19 protein-coding genes and 1 riboswitch are annotated in these 19,338 nt (G+C 50.8%); of the genes, 6 read left to right on the plus strand and 13 right to left on the minus strand.

All coding sequences use genetic code 11. The features are described from left to right. Positions 1–16 precede the first annotated feature (16 nt). Positions 17–754 (minus strand): ABC transporter ATP-binding protein, encoded by a 738-nt coding sequence (locus F4X55_06935; protein MYC40721.1) that lies wholly within the window; start codon positions 752–754, stop codon positions 17–19. Positions 755–900: 146 nt separating this feature from the next. Between F4X55_06935 and F4X55_06940 the strand changes: the two genes are divergently transcribed. Together F4X55_06940 and F4X55_06945 are read left to right on the plus strand one after the other, a co-directional pair. Then, a complete protein-coding gene (locus F4X55_06940) occupies positions 901–1,512 on the plus strand; it encodes a superoxide dismutase (GenBank protein ID MYC40722.1) in 612 nt (203 codons plus the stop codon). Between the two features lie 168 nt (positions 1,513–1,680). Continuing rightward, a complete protein-coding gene (locus F4X55_06945) occupies positions 1,681–2,826 on the plus strand; it encodes a sigma-70 family RNA polymerase sigma factor (GenBank protein ID MYC40723.1) in 1,146 nt (381 codons plus the stop codon). A gap of 13 nt (positions 2,827–2,839) precedes the next feature. Here F4X55_06945 and F4X55_06950 read toward each other — a convergent pair whose 3' ends face one another. The 5 genes from F4X55_06950 to F4X55_06970 form a co-directional block, all read right to left on the minus strand. Then, entirely contained in the window at positions 2,840–4,237 is a 1,398-nt protein-coding gene (locus tag F4X55_06950) for an inositol-3-phosphate synthase (GenBank protein ID MYC40724.1), read from the minus strand. After that, positions 4,191–4,586, minus strand: a complete 396-nt coding sequence (gene rpsI, locus F4X55_06955) for a 30S ribosomal protein S9 (protein MYC40725.1) — start codon at positions 4,584–4,586, stop codon at positions 4,191–4,193. Before rpsI ends, F4X55_06950 begins: the two co-directional genes overlap by 47 nt. Before the next feature lie 6 nt (positions 4,587–4,592). Beyond that, the gene (gene rplM / locus F4X55_06960) at positions 4,593–5,024 is read right to left on the minus strand and encodes a 50S ribosomal protein L13 (GenBank protein ID MYC40726.1); all 432 of its coding nucleotides are present in this window, start codon (positions 5,022–5,024) and stop codon (positions 4,593–4,595) included. 83 nt (positions 5,025–5,107) lie between these two features. Beyond that, a complete protein-coding gene (locus F4X55_06965; protein ID MYC40727.1) occupies positions 5,108–5,896 on the minus strand; it encodes an ABC transporter permease in 789 nt (262 codons plus the stop codon). Beyond that, positions 5,893–6,447: a hypothetical protein gene (locus tag F4X55_06970; GenBank protein ID MYC40728.1), complete on the minus strand. Its 555-nt coding sequence runs from the start codon at positions 6,445–6,447 to the stop codon at positions 5,893–5,895. Before F4X55_06970 ends, F4X55_06965 begins: the two co-directional genes overlap by 4 nt. A 108-nt stretch (positions 6,448–6,555) precedes the next feature. On the opposite strand from F4X55_06970, the gene grxC reads away from it, so the two are divergent. Next, positions 6,556–6,828 carry a glutaredoxin 3 gene (gene grxC, locus F4X55_06975; protein MYC40729.1) on the plus strand — a complete coding sequence of 91 codons (273 nt, stop codon included), beginning with the start codon at positions 6,556–6,558 and terminating at the stop codon, positions 6,826–6,828. 20 nt (positions 6,829–6,848) lie between these two features. Next, a riboswitch (cobalamin riboswitch) is annotated at positions 6,849–7,098 on the plus strand. 147 nt (positions 7,099–7,245) lie between these two features. Then, positions 7,246–9,183 carry a TonB-dependent receptor gene (locus F4X55_06980; protein MYC40730.1) on the plus strand — a complete coding sequence of 646 codons (1,938 nt, stop codon included), beginning with the start codon at positions 7,246–7,248 and terminating at the stop codon, positions 9,181–9,183. A 149-nt stretch (positions 9,184–9,332) separates the two neighbouring features. Here F4X55_06980 and F4X55_06985 read toward each other — a convergent pair whose 3' ends face one another. Continuing rightward, a complete protein-coding gene (locus F4X55_06985; GenBank protein MYC40731.1) occupies positions 9,333–10,358 on the minus strand; it encodes an LLM class flavin-dependent oxidoreductase in 1,026 nt (341 codons plus the stop codon). Positions 10,359–10,468: 110 nt separating this feature from the next. On the opposite strand from F4X55_06985, the gene F4X55_06990 reads away from it, so the two are divergent. Both F4X55_06990 and F4X55_06995 read left to right on the plus strand, forming a co-directional pair. Next, positions 10,469–11,524 (plus strand): LLM class flavin-dependent oxidoreductase, encoded by a 1,056-nt coding sequence (locus F4X55_06990; protein ID MYC40732.1) that lies wholly within the window; start codon positions 10,469–10,471, stop codon positions 11,522–11,524. Positions 11,525–11,699: 175 nt separating this feature from the next. Beyond that, complete coding sequence (locus F4X55_06995) at positions 11,700–12,260, plus strand: hypothetical protein (GenBank protein MYC40733.1); 561 nt, start codon at positions 11,700–11,702, stop codon at positions 12,258–12,260. 57 nt (positions 12,261–12,317) lie between these two features. Here F4X55_06995 and F4X55_07000 read toward each other — a convergent pair whose 3' ends face one another. The 6 genes from F4X55_07000 to F4X55_07025 all read right to left on the minus strand — a co-directional run bounded on the left by F4X55_07000 (position 12,318) and on the right by F4X55_07025 (position 19,336). Continuing rightward, a complete protein-coding gene (locus F4X55_07000; protein MYC40734.1) occupies positions 12,318–13,925 on the minus strand; it encodes a peptide ABC transporter substrate-binding protein in 1,608 nt (535 codons plus the stop codon). A 7-nt stretch (positions 13,926–13,932) separates the two neighbouring features. After that, on the minus strand, positions 13,933–15,090 hold the full coding sequence (locus F4X55_07005; GenBank protein ID MYC40735.1) for an ABC transporter substrate-binding protein: 1,158 nt from the start codon (positions 15,088–15,090) through the stop codon (positions 13,933–13,935). Between the two features lie 30 nt (positions 15,091–15,120). After that, entirely contained in the window at positions 15,121–15,609 is a 489-nt protein-coding gene (locus F4X55_07010; GenBank protein ID MYC40736.1) for a hypothetical protein, read from the minus strand. After that, a complete protein-coding gene (gene accC, locus F4X55_07015; protein MYC40737.1) occupies positions 15,606–17,102 on the minus strand; it encodes an acetyl-CoA carboxylase biotin carboxylase subunit in 1,497 nt (498 codons plus the stop codon). Before accC ends, F4X55_07010 begins: the two co-directional genes overlap by 4 nt. Positions 17,103–17,118: 16 nt before the next feature. Continuing rightward, the gene (locus F4X55_07020) at positions 17,119–18,663 is read right to left on the minus strand and encodes a methylmalonyl-CoA carboxyltransferase (GenBank protein ID MYC40738.1); all 1,545 of its coding nucleotides are present in this window, start codon (positions 18,661–18,663) and stop codon (positions 17,119–17,121) included. A gap of 67 nt (positions 18,664–18,730) precedes the next feature. Then, on the minus strand, positions 18,731–19,336 hold the full coding sequence (locus tag F4X55_07025; protein ID MYC40739.1) for a dephospho-CoA kinase: 606 nt from the start codon (positions 19,334–19,336) through the stop codon (positions 18,731–18,733). Positions 19,337–19,338 lie beyond the last annotated feature (2 nt).

Raw genomic sequence — 19,338 nt, forward strand, 5'->3', positions numbered from 1 at the left:
CCTGGTTACAATATCGCTACATCTTGCTATCGAGGAAATTCCTGAAAGTGGAAATGTTGCTCTCGCGGGCCTCAGGCACCGTTCCCGAGAAAATAATCTCCCCCTCGTAGAGAAAAGCCACCCTGTCTGAAACCTCGTAGGCGGTACCTATGTCGTGCGTGATGACAACCCCTGTTATGCTGAGCCGGTCTCTCATGTTTTTTATCAGCCTAGCGATCCTTTTCGTATTGGGAGGGTCAAGGCCGGTAGTGGGCTCGTCGTAGAGAAGAATCTTCGGACGCGTTGCGATTGCTCTTGCAAGAGCCACCCTTTTCTTCATTCCTCCGCTGAGCTCTCCTGGATACTTGTCCTCGATTCCGGGAAGGTCGACCAACTCGAGGTTCCTAGCAACCGCTTTTTTTATCTCCTCTGGAGAGAGGTCGGAATTTTCAACCAGAGGATAAGCGATATTCTCCTCAACCGTAAGCGAGTCAAAAAGGGCCGAGCCCTGAAACAGCATGCCCGTTTCCTTTCTTATTCTCACAAGCTGTTTTTCATCCATCTGCGACGTGTCTTCCCCAAGAACCGCAACCTTCCCGCTGTCGGGCTTAACCAGACCGTTTATTTCCTTGAGCAAAACGCTTTTCCCGACCCCGCTTTCCCCCAGAACCGTAACAATTTCCCCCCTTCTTACAAAAAGATTTATCCCCCTGTGAACCGGTTTCCCGTCAAAGGACTTATACACGTCCGTCATTTCAATTATATTTTCCGACATGGCGACCTCGGGTTTAAATTTACTTTATCGTAACTATATGTAAAAACGGAAGAAATTTTCTGGTATAATTTACTTGTAACTGCCCGCAGTTGCTGATACAATGCCAGATTTAGCTTTTTATTTCGAGAGATTAACAGGAGAGGGAAATGGCACACGAATTACCTGATCTTCCTTATGATCACGATGCTTTGGAACCGCATATAGACGCGGAAACGATGAGAATACATCATTCAAAGCACCATCAGGGGTATGTAAACAACTTAAACGCCGCACTGGAGAAACATCCGGAGCTTGCGGAAAAATCGCTTGAGGAACTGCTCAGTGATCTTGACTCGGTTCCCGAAGACATAAGAACCGCAGTAAGAAACAACGGCGGAGGACATGCTAATCACAGCCTTTTCTGGCCGTGTATGGCTCCCGGTTCTGGAGGAACGCCATCGGGAGAGCTTGCCGACGCCATAGATTCCACATTTGGAAGCTTTGACGCTTTTGTCGAGATGTTCTCAAAGGCCGCCGCCACAAGATTCGGAAGCGGCTGGGCATGGCTTTGCGTGGATGGGAACGGAGGACTGGTGGTAACATCCACCGCGAACCAGGACAACCCGGTTTCCGATGGGCTGAAGCCGATTCTGGGTCTTGACGTCTGGGAGCATGCATATTATCTGAACTACCAGAACAGAAGGCCCGACTACGTGAAGGCGTGGTGGAATGTGGTGAACTGGGAACAGGTTTCCGAGAACTTCGCCGGGGCTAAATAATTCCCCGCAAAAACACTTTCGGAAAAAAACGCTTACATTTTAGCACGAAAAACCTTATAATGGCAGTAGGAACGGAAGGTGCCGATTTTCATTGCCCGCTTGGGTTTTGAAGGTTTTTTTGTTGCCTCCGTATTCTGTTTTCAATCAGTAAATTGGTGAAAAATTAGTATGGACATAAAATACAAGGATTTTCAGGATGACGCCGGGCACGACGCCAGTTTCGAATCCTACGATGTTGATGACGACATCGAGGAAGAGGAAGTCGAAAAGGATTTTGACTCCCAAGAAGAAGAGGAACTGAAACCTAGGGGAAAGGAAAAGGACAAGGACAAGTGGATCCCGGATGAACAGCTCCGCCTTCTCTATGTCTACTTCAAGGACATGGCCGTTGAGCCTCTTTTCGCCGCAAAGCAGGAAGTCGAGATATCCGCAAGAATCAAGATGTGCGAACTCAGGATGGCCAAGGTGCCTAAGAGCATCGAAAAATTCGAGAAAATCCGCACGAGGAAAAACTCAGCTAGGGCGCGCGCGATAGCGCGCAGAATAGCAATCCTGCGCGCGATGGAGAGAATTTACGTCGACTGGGCGCTTAAGCTCAAGCAGAAATTCGTAAAGGCAAACCTTAGGCTCGTGATAACGATCTCGAGACGGTATATGAGCAGGGGGCTTCCCCTCCCGGACCTTATCCAGGAAGGAAACCTCGGCCTTATGCGCGCGGTTGAAAGATTCGACTATACCAAGGGCTACAAGTTTTCCACCTACGCCTCCTGGTGGATACATCAGGCCATACTGAGGGCTCTTCAGGGACAGACGAGAACCATAAAGGTTCCCGTTTACCTATTGGAGCAGGCAAACAGGGTTTACAAAACAAGCGCGAAGCTGAGCAAGGAAATGGGAAGGAAGCCGACACCGAAGGAAATATCCGAGGCTTCAGGTATCTCGGCCGAGGTAATAAACAGGATTCTCAATTCCACAAATGACGCCATAAGCCTTGACACGCCGGTTTTGGATGGGGAGAAAACCACGCTTCTTGATTCGGTTGCTGACAAGGAAGCTAAAATTCCCGATACCATCATAGCGAAAATGTCTCTTGCAGAAAAGCTCCAGGAAGCACTCACCCTTCTGAACTCAAGGGAAGAGGAGATCATCAGGCTCCGCTTTGGCATAGGACGCCAGAGCACCTACACGCTCGATGAGATCGGCAAGAGGTTCAATCTGACCAGGGAAAGAATAAGGCAGATAGAAAAAGCCGCCCTAGGAAAACTCGCAAGTTCCGGCGTGAGAAAAGATCTGGAAAGCTTTCTCAAGCAGTAAGTCCGCGGTCCGTTCAGCCGAACCCGTAGTAATCAATCCCCAAGTGGCTTATCAGTTCCTCGCCCCGCAGATAGCGGAGCGTGTTCTGCAGCTTCGTGAACTGTACGAAAAGATCATGCTCCGGGTAGAGCCTTTTATCAACCATGGGGCTTTTGAAATAAAAGGAAAGCCACTCCTGGACTCCGTAGATGCCGGCTCGGTGAGCAAGATCCAGAAAAAGCACCAGATCCAAGACCACGGGGGCAGCCAGTATGCTGTCACGACAGAGAAAATTGACCTTGATCTGCATAGGGTAATCGAGCCATCCAAAAACATCTATGTTGTCCCACGCCTCTTTCTCATCCCCGCGCGGCGGATAGTAGTTTATTCTCACCTTGTGGTAGTAATCCGAGTAAAGCTCTGGATTCATTTCGGGCTGGAATATGTACTCAAGCGCGCCCAATTTGCTTTCTTCCTTCGTTTTAAAAGAACCCGGGTCATCGAGCACCTCTCCGTCCCGGTTGCCCAGTATATTGGTTGAAAACCATCCGTTGAGCCCGAGCATCCTGCTTTTAAGCCCCGGCGCCAAGATGGTCTTCATGAGGGTCTGACCGGTTTTGAAATCTTTGCCGGCTATCGGAACCTCGTTTTCGATCGCAAGTTGCTGGAGAGCAGGGATGTCCACGGACAGATTCGGCGCCCCGTTCCCGTAGGCGGCCCCGCACTTTATGGCCGCATATGCATAGATCATGCTCGGGGAAATGTCCTCGTGATTTTCCCTGAGTCCTTTCTCGAAACTCTCCACGGTTTCGTGAACTTCGGACGGTTCGAGATATACCTCGGTACTTCCGCACCAGAGCATTACAAGTCTTTCGATGTCATTTTCCCTCTGGAATTTCTTTATGTCCCTGATCAGCGCCTCGGCAAGATGCATCTTGGTCTTGCCCTTTTTTACGTAAGTGCCTTTGAGATTGCGGACATAGTCGTTATCGAAAACGGCTCGCATCGGGGACTCTTTCTGAAGATCCCGCCTTATCTTTCCGAGAAGTTCTGGGTTAAGAACCCCTGCGCGAAGCGCGGAAGCGTAGCAGTCCTCGTCGTATATATCCCATCCGGCAAACACCATGTCCTGTATTCTCGCCAGTGGAACAAGATCTTTTATGAAGGGAAAATTCTTCTCGGTTCTCTTGCCGATTCTGATTTTGCCCATCTGAGTCAGGGAACCGATGGGTCTTCCAACCCCCTTTACCACCGCCTTTACGCCCGCTATGAAAGTCGTGCTTACCGCACCGCTCATTCCGGGGATAAGAACGCCCAGCTTCCCCTTGGCGGGGCGGATGTCAAATTTCCTCTGAAACTTCTGGGTTGGATCGGTCAAGTATGGATTACCTTTTGGAGAACTGTTGTCCTCTTCTCGCCTTGCGCTTCCCATACTTTTTGCTTTCGACCATTCTGGGATCGCGTTTCAGCAGTCCGGAAACCTTTAGCTTCTTGCGAAGTGATTCGTTGGCCTTGAGAAGGGCTCTGGCAAGTCCGTGGCTCACGGCTCCCGCCTGACCGGTGAGTCCCCCTCCTTTCACCCTTACCATCACGTCATACTCCATGGAAGTGTCGGTGACGCTTAGAGGTTCGCGAGCCTTTATCTGCCACACTTCCCTGGGAAAATACTCTTCCACGGATTTTTTGTTCACAGTAATGGAACCGCTGCCCCTTTTAAGCCAGACTCTGGCGATTGAGGTTTTTCTTCTCCCAGTGCCATTGTAAATAACGGTTTCAGGCATAATGAATCAGACCTCCAGAACCTCGGGATTTTGGGCCGCGTGCGGATGCTCGTCTCCGACGTAGACCTTCACTCGCTGTATAAGCTTCTTCTGCCACCTGTTTTTGGGAAGCATCCCCCAGACGGCCTTGCGGATTATCTCGCCCGGTTTCTTCTCGGCGAGTTTTTCCGCAGTCACGGATTTAAGTCCTCCAGGGTAGTGAGAATGGCTGTAGTAGGTCTTTTGCTCCCATTTCCTGCCCGTGAAACTGGCTTTGTCTGCATTGACTATCACGACGAAATCCCCGATATCCGAATGGGGAGCGAACTCTGGCTTGCCCTTCCCCCTGAGAATCGAGGCTACCCTGCTCGCAAGCCTTCCGACGGGTTTTCCCTGCGCGTCAATCAGGTACCACTTCTTTTCAAAATCGCCGTTTCTGGGCATGTATGACTTCATAATATCCTCTCTCGGAGAAATTAGGGGTCACAATTCTACTGAATGTAACTTTAAAGTCAAAGGACTTTGCTCGGGCCGGGGAAAACCTAGAAGTCGTAAATGGCGATAACGAATATCTTCGAGAGAATGAAGTCGAAAAGTATTATCAGAAAAAGCGAGATCACGACCGTTTTAGTGGTGGCGTTCCCGACTCCGCGCGTTCCTCCCTCGGCCTTCATTCCCACATAGCAGCCGGTAATCGCCACTATGATTCCGAAAAACAGCGTCTTGGAAATACCGGTCATAAGGTCCTCAAGAGAAACCCAGCCCCTTATGCTCTCGATAAAGAGAGTGGGTTTCACGTTAAGTTCCATCTGCGAGATAATCATCGCTCCCCCTATGCCGGCGAGGTTCGATATGACGGCAAGCAGCGGGAAGGAGATGATGCACGCCATAAGTCTCGGCGAAACGAGCTTTCTGATCGGATCGGCCCCAAGGGTCTTTATGGCGTCTATCTGCTCCGTGACCTTCATTGAACTTATCTCAGCCGTGATTCCGGAACCAACCCTGCCGCCCACGAGAAGAGAGGTTATTATGGGACCGAGTTCCCTAACGAATGCAAGCGTGACCATGGGACCCACAAGCCCCTTCGCCCCGAACCAGGCAAATCCCCACGCCATCTGCACCACCATCACCATTCCAATCGCCATAGCAGAAACCACTACTATGGAAATTGAACGAAAGCCTATATCGTATATCTGGGCAACCAGAAGACCGTAGTCATAAGGAGGAGTAACAGTGGCCACGATCGAATTCCAGAAAAAAAAGCAGACCTCCCCGACCCCGAAAATGAAGTTAAGGCAACTGTTGGTCACCTCGGACAGAAACCTGCTCATTTGGCCCACAGCTCCTCAAAACCGGAGAGAAAATCGAAGAACTTTCCGAGATGCGCCTGAAAGCCGGACGGGTCCGCGGAATAGCTAAAGTCATAATCGCATTTCTCGGACTTGTGCACTACCGTCGCAAGAGCAAAGCTCTCATCGTCAAGCAACGCCTCATACTCAGTGTAAAGTCCCGCGGCGCCGCCGACCTCGATATCCTTTCGCACTCTCATCCGCTTTTTGCTCAGACCAATCACCAAGGAGTCCGACAACGTCTCAAGATCGTAATCCCGGTCCTCCGTGCAAACGGAACTTACAGTGAACATGATATCGTCCGCAGAGTCATAAAAAGCGATGTCCCCACCTTCTATAGGAACTCTCTCCCAGCTTTGCGGAAGCGGCGCGACACGGTAGCTGTTTTGCTCCGCGGTGTAAACCCAGTCCTTTATCTTTCCGGGTTTTCTGTCATCGCCCGAGGCGTAGTTCATCAGAAACTTCGTGGCTGAGCACGAGCTTACAAGGAAAACCAGCGAAAGCGCAATGAAAAAAAAGGCTTTTTCCCGCATAACGTAGAGACTCCATCGCCTGTCAAGGGCGCGCAAACGCTTAAAGTACTTGAATATCTACAAAAAACCAAGCATTCTAGGACCCAAAGAACAAACCGAGGTGCAATATTGAGTTCCGTAACGATATACACGAGCGCTTACTGCACTTACTGCAGAAGGGCAAAAAAGCTTCTTGAGAGAAAACAGGTGGATTATGAAGAGGTAAGGCTTGACGAAGATGCGGAGAAAAGAAAAGAGATGGTTGAGAGACTGAACTGGAGAACCGTGCCCATGATCTTCGTAAACGAGCAATTCATAGGAGGTTACGATCAGCTCGCGGCCCTTGAGCGCTCAGGAGAGCTTGACAGCATGCTCGGTTCCGCCGCCCCAGGCGATTCCTGACTGCGCCACCCGTCCCCCCTCCGGCTTTTGACACCGGAGGCCCTAGCACGTAGAGTTATCTTCAGATTCAGGTTAAGGGAATCGGGTGAGAATCCCGAACTGTTCCCGCAGCCGTAATAAGGGTTTTTTCCATGCCCTAGCGGAGCGCGCCTGCGCTTCGGGTCACTGGCTTTGAGAAAAGCCGGGAAGGCCGCATTTGGAAAACCAGTTCTGTTTTGACAACAGATGGCCCTTTGAGTCGGAAGACCTGCCTGCGTCAATCTAGTAGCTTTGCCTCGGGAGTTAGGCGCATGATCTATAGAAACACATTTTTCGTTTTCCGCGCTGTCGCGCGGTTGTTGTTTCCTGCCTTACACGTTCATTCAGGCAACCACTCTTCCAGGAAAAGCTATATACCAGCACCTGGAGGAGCTAAGAATGAACGGCCTTAAGGCATTTTTTACCTTTATTTTGCTTGTGTTCCTGTTCCCGCACGCGGGTTTTTCCGAGCAAGAGGAACCGAAAAAGATCATAGTAACGGGGACAAAAACCTGGATTGACGTCGACCGTCTAGGGTCTTCCGTTACCGTCATCAACAGAGAGGAGATTGAGAGAAGCGGGGAAAAAGACATCTCGTCCATACTCTCGAGAGTAACGGGATTCAACGTAGTCGGCACGGGAAGCCGTGGAGGCAACTCCTCGATTTTCGTGAGGGGCGGTCAGTCGGATTACAATCTCGTGATGATAAACGGCGTTCAGATAAACCAGGCCGGAGGAGGTTTCGACATCTCTTCTCTTACTACCGAGAGTGTAGAGAGAATAGAGATAATAAAAGGCGCACACTCTTCTCTTTACGGTTCAGACGCGGCGTCTTCCGTTATAAACATAATAACGAAGCGCGGCAGCGGAAAAATCAAAAGGACAGGATCAGTGGCCCTAGGATTCCGTGCCGAAGACGCCATGATCCTCGAGCATTCCGCGAGTGTATCGGGCAGCTTGGAGAAACTGGGATATTTTCTTTCTCACCAGAGAATCGTCGATGAGGGCATTTTAGAGATCAACAACGATTACAAAAACAATAACTTCACGGCAAACCTGAACTTGGAAGCAAGCGATAATTTAAATCTCTCCTTCTTCTCCTTATACAGAGACTCAAAGTTTGAATTCCCGACCGCAGGCGCGGGGGACAGATTCGACGCTTTCGCCGACCCCGACAGCCAGACTAAAGAAAAATCATTTATCACGGGTTCGGACATCGTTTTTTCCCCGACGCAATGGTGGGAGAATTCACTTAAGATCGGCTATATGAGGCTTGACCGGGAAAGCTACGATGGTCCCGAGCCCGTTGAACTGGATGGGGCAGAGTCAGAGTTTGACACTCTCGACAAAAGAATATCCCTTGAATACGGGTCCAGCCTCTTTGTCGACCTTGATCAGATCTCGAGCATAATCTCAACTGGGTTTGAGTATGAAAAGGAAAGCTTCAAGACCGACTCCCTAGATGAATCAAGAAAAAACTACGCCTTCTACGCTCAGAAAAACCTCGCACTGCTTAAAACGTTTTTCGTAACAGCGGGCATAAGGTATGACGACAATGAAGCGTTCGGGAGCGAGTGGAGTCCGAGCATCTTCGTTAAGTGGAAGGTAAAAGAATCGGGAACCGAGATAAGGGGAGGGGTAAGCAGGGGAATCAAGGAAGCGAACTTCTTTGAAAATTTCAGTACGGCTTTCGGAACAATACCTAACCAGGACCTAAAACCCGAAGAGACCCTGACCGCGGAAATAGGCATTAATCAGCCGCTGTTTGACAACGCGGTCGAATTCGACCTGAGCTTTTTCCAGAACAAATTCAAAAACATTATCGCCTACAGTTTCACACCTTTTGAGAATGGAACTAACTACGAGAACATAAGCCGTGCGGAGTCAGAGGGCGCAGAAGCCGTAATCCGCTTCTACCCGAGCGACACTTTAACTCTGAGCACAGCCTACACGTACGTTAAAACCGATGTGACTGACGACGGCGGCTTGGGGTCTGCGGCCTTTTCCGAAGGGGAAAGGCTCATACGGGTACCCGAACATTCGCTCTCATTTAACGCAGGATATTCAAAAAACGCTATTAACCTCAGTCTTTCGGGAAGCTACGTAGGCAGCAGGGATGACGTGGACTGGAGCGGGTTTCCGAGCACCAGAGTTAAAAACGATTCTTTTTTCCTCGTTGACGCGGCGGCTTCCTACGAAATCAGCCTGAAGGGGTTTGTCGACAAAATCAGGCTGTTCTCAAGAGTAAACAACCTGTTCAATAAGGATTACGAAAATGTTTTCGGCTTTTCATCCCCGGGGTTCAGCATGATTTCAGGAGTTTCAGTAGTGCGGTAGCGAAGCGAGTTTGGGAAGCTGTCTCAGCAGATGAGAATCAAGGGCCTGTCTCGACAGGCCCGGGTGGTTGCTTGAGTCAATCCGGCCAAAAGACCGGATGACATCTCATCCGCAGGCAGCTCCCTGAATTTGCCCTTCCCTGATTCGCCTTAAGATTTGAATTCGGGAATTACCTCTTTGCCGAAAAGCTCAATTGAGCGCGTTATAACTTCGGCGGGGGCTTGAGGAAACACCATCCTGCACATTATGTTGCGGATCCCCGTTTTCTCCTCATATTTTTTTACCTCCCGGGCGCAGTGCTCAGGGGTGCCGATCATGAAACGGTCTTCCGCCATGTATTCAAAGAAAGGATCGTCGGGATCCGTTATGCTTTTTCCCCTTATCACTATTTTAACCCCGAGGCTCAGGTAAAACCTGTACATGTTTATTATGTATTCGGTTCCACCGGCAAGAGCTTGTTCAGTACTTTCGCCCACGTAAGTTTCCCGAAGCAGTACGTGCTCCACTTCGGACGGATCGCGGCCGGCTTTTTTGGCTTCGTCATCATACCACCCGAGGGTATCCATGATCATTGGAACCGTCCTGCCGGGACCGATAAGAAGCGGGTAGCCAAGCCGCCCGGCCCTTCTTACGGCAGGTTCTTCGAAGGCTCCTATGTATATGGGTATGGGCCTCTGCACAGGCTTGGGAGTGACATCTATGTTCGAGAAACTGAACCTTTTGCCATCGTAGGAGAAAGGCCCGTCCTCCCAGCATTTTTCAATTATCTCTATGGCTTCTTCAATTCTCGAGGGTCTTTGCTTTATCGTAAGGCCGAATCCTTCAAACTCCTCTTTTCTGTATCCTATAGCAACTCCTAGGTCGAACCTTCCGTTCGAAATCAGATCGACCGTGGCGGCATCCTCGGCGATCCTCACTGGATTATGAAGCGTGAGTATCAGGGCCCCGGTACCTATCCTCACCCTTTCGGTCACAGCCGCTATTGCGGCGGCCATCGTGAGAGGGGAAGAGCAGTAACCGTCCTCAAGAAAATGGTGCTCGGAGAGCCATACGGAATCGAAATTCACCGCTTCGGCGAGTTTTACGTGCTCCAGGGAATTTCCGTAAAGGTCCACATGGTCGTAGTCAAGATCCTTGTGGGTCTGCATGCTGAAGAGTCCTACTCCGAATTTCATTTCGTACCTCCGGTATATTGGCTGGATTATTTGCCTTTGGACAGCAAATCAACCATAATTTTAACCGTGATCGCTATCTACTTCCAAAACCATCCACGAGGTACTACACAATGGGAAAAGAAATAAAATTCGGACTTTCGGCTCCGATGCCAGGAGCTGACGTTGACGGACTCGTAAATTTTTCGGTAAAGGCCGACCAGCTTGGATTCGACACCATATGGTACCCCGATCATCTGCTTTTCGTGGCACCGGGAGCCATCGCTCCCGAGGCGTGGACCGTAGCTGCGGCGGCAGCGATGAGAACGGAAAACATAGCTTTGGGAACGGTTTCCGATCCCCACAGAATGCATCCTGCCGTTTTCGCCCAGAGGCTCGCAACTGTTGACCAGCTTTCAAAGGGTAGGGTAGTGCTCTCCCTCGGGGTAGGCGAATCGATGAATCTTGACGCGTTTGGAATCGAGTGGGGAAAACCTCTTTCGAAGCTCAGAGAATCCATAGAAGTCATGGAACTTCTTTGGGAAACCGACGAACCCGCGGACTTTAACGGGCAGTTCTACAATCTCGAGAGCGCGTTTTTGCAGATAAAACCCTACGAGAGAAACAAAATACCGTTTTACATGGCTACCCACACCCCAAAAGGACTTCAGTTGACGGGAGAAAAAGGCGACGGGTGGCTGCCGATAGATCTAAATCCCGATCTCTACTCCCATTACCTGGGAGAAATAAAGGCCGCGGCGGATAACGCGGGAAGGTCGCTTGACAACGGTTTCGATCCCGCTTTATGGGTATTCACCTCTCTTGGAGAAAGCGTTGATGCCGCCTACGAGACGCTTGAACCCTTCAAGTACGTACTGGTTATGCAGGACCAGCTGCTGAAGGCCGGATACGATGTCGAGATACCCGAAGAATATCACGGTCTTAACTACTTCAACATAGTTCCGACGGATGAAGAGGGAAGGCAGAGGTTCAGGCAGCTCGGACAGCTTTTCCCGAGAGAAGCCATACTTGATTTCACAATTACGGGGTCGAAAAAAGACTGCATAGAAAAAATCGAGAAATTTATAGACGCCGGGGTAAGAAATTTCGTCTTGTTCTACAGGTTCAGCCCCGATCCTGATCTGGCGCTTGAGACTTACTCGAAGGAAATAATTCCTTATTTCAAATAAAGTCTCCGGCGGTCTCAGGATCTCTTTGCAAACAGTTTCTGTATCTTTGTTAGGACTTACCGTCTCGTATTGCCTTGAAATCACTTTATTTCTTGACAATCCTCCAAATCCTTTGTTAAATATAAAAGTGGCATTTGGCATCTAAAACCACCGGAATAAGAACTCCGGAAGGAAAATGCTTTTGAAGAAAGCGACCGCCGTTATACTTTGCGCTATAATTCTCCTAGCTTGGGGATCCGTGTCATGGATGGTTCTTCCATGGCACCAGATGGTGGCCAATGAATTTACAAACGAATCCGAAGTCGCCGAAGCCATAAGGGCAAATGCCCCGAAAGCCGGAATTTACTGGCTGCCGTTCTCGCATAAGGATCATAAGCCGGGAGAGACAGCAGCGTTTGTAAACGCCCTTCCTCAGGGCTACGGTCCCGGCATGATAAAACAGCTTGTCACCCAGTTCATCGGCGATCTTGTAAGCGTCCTGATCGTTGTCTGCCTTCTATCCCTGACAGCAGGACTTGGTTACTGGGGACGAGTGGGGTTTGTCACTTTAGTCGGAGTGGCCATAGGCTTTGTAGGCCATTTTGCTTACTGGAACTGGTTCGGGTTTCCAACTCCGTACCTGATCGTCACCGTCGCCGACAGTGTGATCGCCTGGCTTCTCGCGGGACTCGCGATGGCCAGATTTGTAGCAAAAGATACCAAAAAGTTAACCACCGCCGGTGGAAGGTACGGTTAGGCCGGCAAATAATCCGTGCTCAGACATTCTCTTCGAGCGCAGAATCCTGGTGGATCCTTAACGTTCGCCGGAGGCGGAAGGACTTGCAAACCTGACTTTGCTGAAGTAAAGAAAATTGAGGCGGTCGGGCTCGAGTCCCTCCACATACGGCTTGATCATATTCTGCTGAACCGAGTTCAGGTAAGGAACTATCGCAACTCCCGTTTCCACGAGAATTCTCTGAGCACCGTTGTAAAGAACCGCTCTTTGCTTGCGATCCAGAACCCCGGCGGCCTTTTCAACCAGACGGTCGTATTCCGGATCGCACCAGCCTGTACGGTTGTTCCCGCTTCCGCACTCAAAGAGGTTCATGAAATTGTGAGGATCCGGGAAATCCGCCTGCCATCCGGCTCTGAATACGGGAGGAGGGTCGGTTCTGAGCGTACTCAGGTAAACGGCCCATTCTTGATTCATAAGCTTGACTTCAATGCCCAGATGCTCCTTCCACATGCCCTGGAACGCCTCAGCGACAATTCTATTGTTTCCGGTATCCGGGTAGAGAAAGGTAGTCTGCGGAAAATTCTCTCCGTTCGGATATCCGGCCATCTCAAGAAATTCCCGCGCCTTTTGCACATCGAACGAAATACCGATCCGAGGATTGTGGGCAAGCATGTCGATCGGTATCCATGAAGTTACGGGTACTCCAGCCCCCTGAAGAAGTCCGGCGAGGCTTTCCCTGTCTATCGAACTCGCAAAAGCCTTTCTCACCAGAGGATTGTCAAATGGGGCTTTCTTGGTGTTGAATCCTATGTAGTTGTTTCTGAAAACTATGCTCTGCTTAAAATCCGGAAGTTTCATAACCCTTGGAACCTCAAGCAGGGGAATTCCCTTGCTGTCAAGAAAATCGAGCTCCCCGCTCTCATAAAGGGCCAGAGTGGATACGGGATTTTCGTTCATTATCATCTTTACCTTCTTAGCGCTTTTGGGTTTCTCCCCCCAGTAGCCTTCGTACTCCTTGATAAGAACTTCCTTATGATGCTTCCATTCTTTCAATCTGTAAGGTCCCAGAGTTGCTATGTTTTCGGCTTCAGTCCACCTGGTTCCGTATTTCTCAACAATATCCTTTCTCATCGGAAAAGTGGACATGAAAGTCACCAGGTTCAGAAAATAGGCCCTCGGCTTTTCAAGAGTAACGACAAGAGTATGTTCATCCGGGGCTTTTACCCCGACTTTGCCAAAATCCTTTATCTCCCCCGAGTTAAACTCCCTGGCGTTTTTTATGTCAAAAAGAAAGTAGGCGTAGCTTCCGGCGGTTTCCGGCTTGAGAATCCTTTTCCATGAATAAAGGAAATCCCCGGCCTTAAGGGGCTTTCCATCCGTCCACAAGACTTTTTCCCTTATTTTAAAAGTATAAGTCCTTCCGTCCTCGCTTACTCGCCAGCTTCGCGCGAGAGCGGGTACGGGCTCATATTTTTCATCAAACGCCGCGAGGCCGTCCATTATGTTCTCTATGATTGTAAAAGATGTGACATCGGTAGCGAGAGACCAGTCAAGCGTGGGAGGTTCGGTGCCGATATTTATGTTAAGCGTGTCCTTGCGGGAGATATCTGCGGCGTCGGGGGCCCTGTTTCCAGAACCGCAGGAAATAAAAAGCATGGAGAAGAAAACGCAAAAAAAGACTCTCAACTGAAAATTACTGGCCTAAAACTTTGAACCCGCCGTCTTGCTCTATTCCTACAACCGGGTCGTAAACGGCGTCTCCGTTAAGATCAAAATAGAAATCGCTGCCGTAAATACTGTTCTCCAGCCTCACATTCTCCATTGCGTCGCGAATCGCCTCCCGGTCGGTTGAACCCGCGTCAGCTACAGACTGTGCGAAAATCCTGACGGCTTCGTAGGCCCGTGCGGTAAAAGAGCTGGCATCTTCACCCGTTCTCTCTTTGTACTCGTCGCGGAACTTGCGGTTCTCCGGCGTATCGATGGAAGGAAGCCAGACCGTAAAGGTAAGCGCGCCTTTCCCCGCCCCGGCCTCTTCTTGCTGTGCGTCTCTGATTTCGTTGGTTGTGAGAAGAATTCCTATAATGGAAGCTTCCAGTCCGTCAACCCTTTCGGCCTGAACCAGGATTCCCGTGCGCTCTGTCCCCTGAGCCGACATGAATATATACTCTGCTCCTGAGTTTGCTATCTGGGTCAACTGGGCGGTCAGGTCAGGCAACTCTTCGCTTGAAGGTACTGTATAAGTCTGGTCGCTGACGATCGAGATGCTTCGGTCCTTTTCAATCTCCCGCTTCACCGCCTCATAAGCGCTAGCTGAAAAAGTGTCCCCCGCATTTGTTATCATGGCCACTTTAGTATAGTTAAGCTCCCGCTTAGATTCTTCGACCCCGTGAGGAACCAGTCGCTCCACGGTGAGAGATGAACGGAAAAGAAATTCGCTTCGGGCGCTGAGCCCCATAGCGGCCGAGGTCGGGCTTAAAGAGACGGTCCTGTTTTTATCAATGATATCAATAATATCTTCGGTCCTGCTTGAACTGAAGGGACCGAGTACGGCTGCCACTTCGTCCTGTTCAATAAGCTTTGTGTACGCTTCCCGCACGGATTGCCGATTACTTTTGGAATCCCCAAAAATGAATCTGATTTCCTGGTCCCCGAGAAGCGGCGATTCGTGAATTTCTTCAAGGGCAAACTCCATAGCTTTTCTCATGGACACGCCTATCGATGCGTGCGGGCCCGAAAAGGGAAGAACAACACCTACCGGAATCTCATTGGCGCTTTCCCTGTCATCGCAGGAGGCAAAAACCAGTACCGCAGCGACCGCGGCGAAGAGCATAACAACAGCAATTTTTTTCATAACCAGGCTATCTCCTTGCTCTGAATACTTCTACTCATCGGAGAGAACGACCAGAACAGAGTCCTTCTCAGCCGTTTCCCCTTCCTTGACCCTTATTTCCTTTATTGTACCCGAAGCGGATGCCTTAAGCTCGCTTTCCATCTTCATGGCTTCAACCACTATGACGCTGTCTCCCACCTCGACGCTGTCTCCCTGCTTCTTAAGGATCTTCACTACCCTGCTGTGCATCGGCGCCGTTATGTTAAGACTTCCCGTGCCTTCCTCCTGCGAAGCGTCCCTTCCGGAAACGGCCTCTATCTCATAGAGGTCGCCCTCGTGGAAAACCTGTATTTTCTTCCCTTCCCTGAATATCCCTACGGTAATGCTTTTGTTATCAACTAGGATCGAATACGTATTTTCGTCTATACGCAGAAATTCTATCTCTTTCTGCTCGCCGTCGATGCCGAAGAGACTAAGCCCCTCCTTCTCTTCGAAGTCTACTTTGTAGGTTTTGTTCCCCAGTTTGAAAGTGTATGTCATAAAAGCGGATTCCCGGATACGCCCATTCTTCTGGCAAAATGCTTCCAGCCTGAAGAGATAGCCTTTGTTCCCTGCGCGATTTGGTTTGAGCCGCCGTTCATGGCGACAGCCGCAGCCATGAGTATAAGTTCAGGATCGGATTCCTCGGGCACCAGAGTCTCCGGATGTCTTTCTATAAAACCCGTGTCAATCTGCGCCTTGCGGAACTCAGGGTCCCGCATCATTCTGATCAGAAAACCGAGATTGGTTCTCACTCCAAGAACCACGTATTCCCTCAGGGCAGAGAGCATTCTGTCTACCGCGTCTTCCCGGGAATTTCCCCAGACGACAAGCTTTGAGAGCATCGGGTCGTAGAAAGACGTTATCTCGCAGCCGCTGTAAACGGATGAATCATCCCTTACTCCCGGACCGCTGGGAGCCCGCACGTACCGAAGGACTCCTGGCGAGGGAAGAAAATTGGTGGCGGGATCCTCCGCGTAAACCCTGCACTCAAGGGCGTGGCCTTGCATTTTTATGGCGGACTGTTTAAACGGCAGTTTCTCTCCCGAAGCTATCCTTATCATCCACTTCACAATATCGATTCCTGTGATCATTTCCGTGACCGGATGCTCAACCTGCACCCTGGTGTTCATCTCCAGAAAATAGAAATTCTCCTCTTGGTCCATTATGAACTCGACAGTGCCGGCCCCGAAATAGTCAACCGCCTTTGCTATGCGAAGGGCGACTTCGCACATGTTTTTTCTGGTCTTAGCGCTTATAAACCCCGAGGGGGCTTCCTCTATCACTTTCTGGTGGCGCCTCTGTATTGAGCATTCCCGCTCAAACAGATGCAGTAGGTTTCCATGCTTGTCCCCAAGAACCTGGACTTCTACATGTCTCGGTTGCTGAATAAACTTCTCTATGAATACAGAATCATCCCCAAAAGAGGAAAACGCTTCGCTTCTGGCCATTCGGAGGGACGATTCGAACTCTTCCTTGGAATTAACAAGCCTCATTCCCTTTCCGCCTCCGCCCGCAGAAGCCTTTATCATGACCGGGTAGCCGATTCTCTTCGCCACCCTTGAGGCCTCAACGTCGGACACGGCTCCTTCGGATCCCGGGACAAGCGGCAGTTTCGCGTCTCTGGCTATTTTCCTCGCGGTGACCTTGTCCCCCATAAGCCTTATAGCCTCGGCGGAAGGCCCTATGAAAACTACGCCTTCTTTCTCGCACAGCTCGGCGAAAGAATCGTTTTCGGAGAGAAATCCGAATCCGGGGTGTATGGCTTCGGCTCCCGACTCCTTGGCAGCGGCGACTATCTTTTCTCCGACCAGGTAGCTTTCCGAGGGTTTCGGCGATCCTATGTGGTAGGCCTCGTCCGCGAGCATCACGTGAAGAGCGTCTCTGTCAGCGTCTGAGTAGACAGCCACGGTAGCGATCCCAAGCTCCCGGCACGCCCTGATGATTCTTACCGCTATCTCTCCCCTGTTTGCTATCAGTATCTTCTTGAACATCTTTCTAACCGGCCGCTCAGAGGGGAATGTTCCCGTGCTTTTTCGGCGGGAGCGTCTGTCTTTTTCCGCTTAGCATCTCCAGTGCCGCTATCACTCTGTGTCTCGTGTCTTCGGGTTTTATGACCTCGTCTATGTAACCTAGGCTCGCAGCGCGATACGGATTCGCGAAATTCTTTTTGTACTCCTCAATGAGCCTGATTCTCTCGGCGTCGGGGTCGTCCGCGGCGGCTATTTCCCCGCGGGAAATTATGTTCACGGCCCCGTCGGGCCCCATGACCGCTATTTCCGCCGTGGGATAGGCGAGGTTAACGTCTCCCCTTATGTGTTTTGAGGACATGACGTCGTAAGCTCCTCCGTAGGCCTTTCTGGTTATCACCGTGATTCTCGGAACCGTGGCCTCGCAGTAGGCGTAAAGCAGCTTCGCACCGTGCCTTATGATTCCCCCCCATTCCTGCGAGGTTCCCGGAAGAAAGCCCGGCACGTCGACAAAAGTAAGAAGCGGGATATTAAAAGCGTCGCAGAACCTCACGAACCTGGCTCCCTTAACCGAAGCGTCTATGTCAAGGCATCCCGCCAGCACCTTGGGCTGGTTCCCGACGATGCCGACTGTATGTCCGTTCATCCTCGCGAACCCTATAACTATGTTTTTCGCGTAGTGCTCCTGCACCTCAAAGAAATACGAATTATCGACTATAGGTCTGATCACATCCAGTATGTCGTAGGGCTTGTTGGGGTTATCAGGGATAAGTTCGCGAAGACTCATCTCCTTTCTGTCCACGGGGTCATCGCACGGGACCACCGGCGGATCCTCCATGTTGTTTGAGGGAAGAAAACCCAAGAGTTCCTTTATTATCTCTATCGAGTCGCCGTCGTCCTCGGAGGCAAAATGCGCGACGCCGCTCACGGAATTGTGAACCATGGCGCCGCCAAGCTCTTCAGAGGACACCTCTTCATGCGTAACGGTCTTGATCACGTCGGGACCCGTCACGAACATGTAGCTTGTGCTCTTTGACATGATCGTGAAGTCGTTCATTACCGGGGAGTAAACGGCCCCGCCGGCGCACGGGCCCATGATCGCGGATATCTGCGGTATGACTCCCGAAGAGATGACGTTTCGGAGGAATATTTCCCCGTAAGCCCCGAGGCTCTTGACCCCTTCCTGGATTCTGGCCCCGCCGGAATCGTTAAGACCTATGATAGGCGCCCCGGTTGAGAGGGCAAGATCCATTATCTTGCATATCTTTTTTCCCTGCTCAAGGCCCAGAGAACCGCCGAAAACCGTAAAGTCCTGGGCATAGACAAACACTTGGCGCCCTTCAATTTTTCCGTAGCCCGTAACCACGCCGTCGCCGAGGATTCTCCTTTTCTCCATGCCGAAATCGGTGCAGTCGTGAAGAACGAACTTGTCAAGTTCGACAAAAGTATCCCTGTCAAGGAGCTCGGCTATTCGTTCGCGGGCCGTCTGCTTGCCGGAATCATGCTGTCTCTTGATTCTGGCTTCGCCGCCGCCTAAGCCCGCCTCTTTTTCTTTATCTTCTAGAATTCTGACTTTCTCTTTCATTAGATGCTCCAGACCCACCCACAGCTAAAAAACGGATCAGTCAATCATAACACGCGGGGACGCTGTTTCAAGACTCAACGGCGCAAAGAGCCTCGAATAAGGCACACACCTGAGCGCCCAGATTCTCCATGTCGGAGGAATTTTCTATCAGAAAATCGGCCTGGGATGCCTTTTCCGCTTCAGACATCTGGGAATCCATGCGGCGACGGATTTCCTCAGGCGACATGCCGTCGCGCTCCGCCACCCTGCGCTCCCTCAACTCCCCGGGACACGTAACCACCACCAGACCGTCGATCAGGTCATTAAGACCGCCGCTTTTGCGATCTATGAGAGATGCCTCGACGAACACCATCTGTTGCTCGTCGTCTCGGGTGGATATTCTCTCCTTTATGCGCTCAAGAATCCTAGGATGGGTTATCCGGTTTAGCCGCGCGCGCTCTCTTTCGTCTGCAAACACCACTTCGGCAAGGGCCTCGCGGTCAAGTGTGCCGTCCTCGCGGAGAATTTCCCTGCCGAAGCCGGCAACGATTTCCGCAAGCGCCGGTTCCCCTGGGCTCACGATTTCCCTCGCCACCTCATCCGCGTCCAGGGTGAAGGCCCCCAGTTCGCGAAGCATCCGCGCCACCGTCGACTTGCCCGAACCTATGTTTCCCGTGAGTCCGTATATTTTCATCT

This window comes from Candidatus Dadabacteria bacterium (genome assembly GCA_009840385.1).
In the GTDB taxonomy this organism is placed as follows: domain Bacteria; phylum Desulfobacterota_D; class UBA1144; order Nemesobacterales; family Nemesobacteraceae; genus Nemesobacter; species Nemesobacter australis.

Excerpts from the sequence above, each read along its gene's own strand:
- F4X55_06950 (MYC40724.1), bottom strand. The coding sequence starts at position 4,237 with ATGGGAAGCGCAAGGCGAGAAGAGGACAACAGTTCTCCAAAAGGTAAT.
- F4X55_06980 (MYC40730.1), top strand. The coding sequence starts at position 7,246 with ATGAACGGCCTTAAGGCATTTTTTACCTTTATTTTGCTTGTGTTCCTG.
- F4X55_06935 (MYC40721.1), bottom strand. The coding sequence starts at position 754 with ATGTCGGAAAATATAATTGAAATGACGGACGTGTATAAGTCCTTTGAC.
- rpsI (MYC40725.1), bottom strand. The coding sequence starts at position 4,586 with ATGCCTGAAACCGTTATTTACAATGGCACTGGGAGAAGAAAAACCTCA.
- F4X55_06990 (MYC40732.1), top strand. The coding sequence starts at position 10,469 with ATGGGAAAAGAAATAAAATTCGGACTTTCGGCTCCGATGCCAGGAGCT.
- F4X55_06945 (MYC40723.1), top strand. The coding sequence starts at position 1,681 with ATGGACATAAAATACAAGGATTTTCAGGATGACGCCGGGCACGACGCC.
- F4X55_06965 (MYC40727.1), bottom strand. The coding sequence starts at position 5,896 with ATGAGCAGGTTTCTGTCCGAGGTGACCAACAGTTGCCTTAACTTCATT.
- F4X55_07025 (MYC40739.1), bottom strand. The coding sequence starts at position 19,336 with ATGAAAATATACGGACTCACGGGAAACATAGGTTCGGGCAAGTCGACG.
- F4X55_06985 (MYC40731.1), bottom strand. The coding sequence starts at position 10,358 with ATGAAATTCGGAGTAGGACTCTTCAGCATGCAGACCCACAAGGATCTT.
- F4X55_07010 (MYC40736.1), bottom strand. The coding sequence starts at position 15,609 with ATGACATACACTTTCAAACTGGGGAACAAAACCTACAAAGTAGACTTC.
- F4X55_07020 (MYC40738.1), bottom strand. The coding sequence starts at position 18,663 with ATGAAAGAGAAAGTCAGAATTCTAGAAGATAAAGAAAAAGAGGCGGGC.
- F4X55_06970 (MYC40728.1), bottom strand. The coding sequence starts at position 6,447 with ATGCGGGAAAAAGCCTTTTTTTTCATTGCGCTTTCGCTGGTTTTCCTT.
- F4X55_07005 (MYC40735.1), bottom strand. The coding sequence starts at position 15,090 with ATGAAAAAAATTGCTGTTGTTATGCTCTTCGCCGCGGTCGCTGCGGTA.
- F4X55_06940 (MYC40722.1), top strand. The coding sequence starts at position 901 with ATGGCACACGAATTACCTGATCTTCCTTATGATCACGATGCTTTGGAA.
- F4X55_06995 (MYC40733.1), top strand. The coding sequence starts at position 11,700 with ATGCTTTTGAAGAAAGCGACCGCCGTTATACTTTGCGCTATAATTCTC.
- accC (MYC40737.1), bottom strand. The coding sequence starts at position 17,102 with ATGTTCAAGAAGATACTGATAGCAAACAGGGGAGAGATAGCGGTAAGA.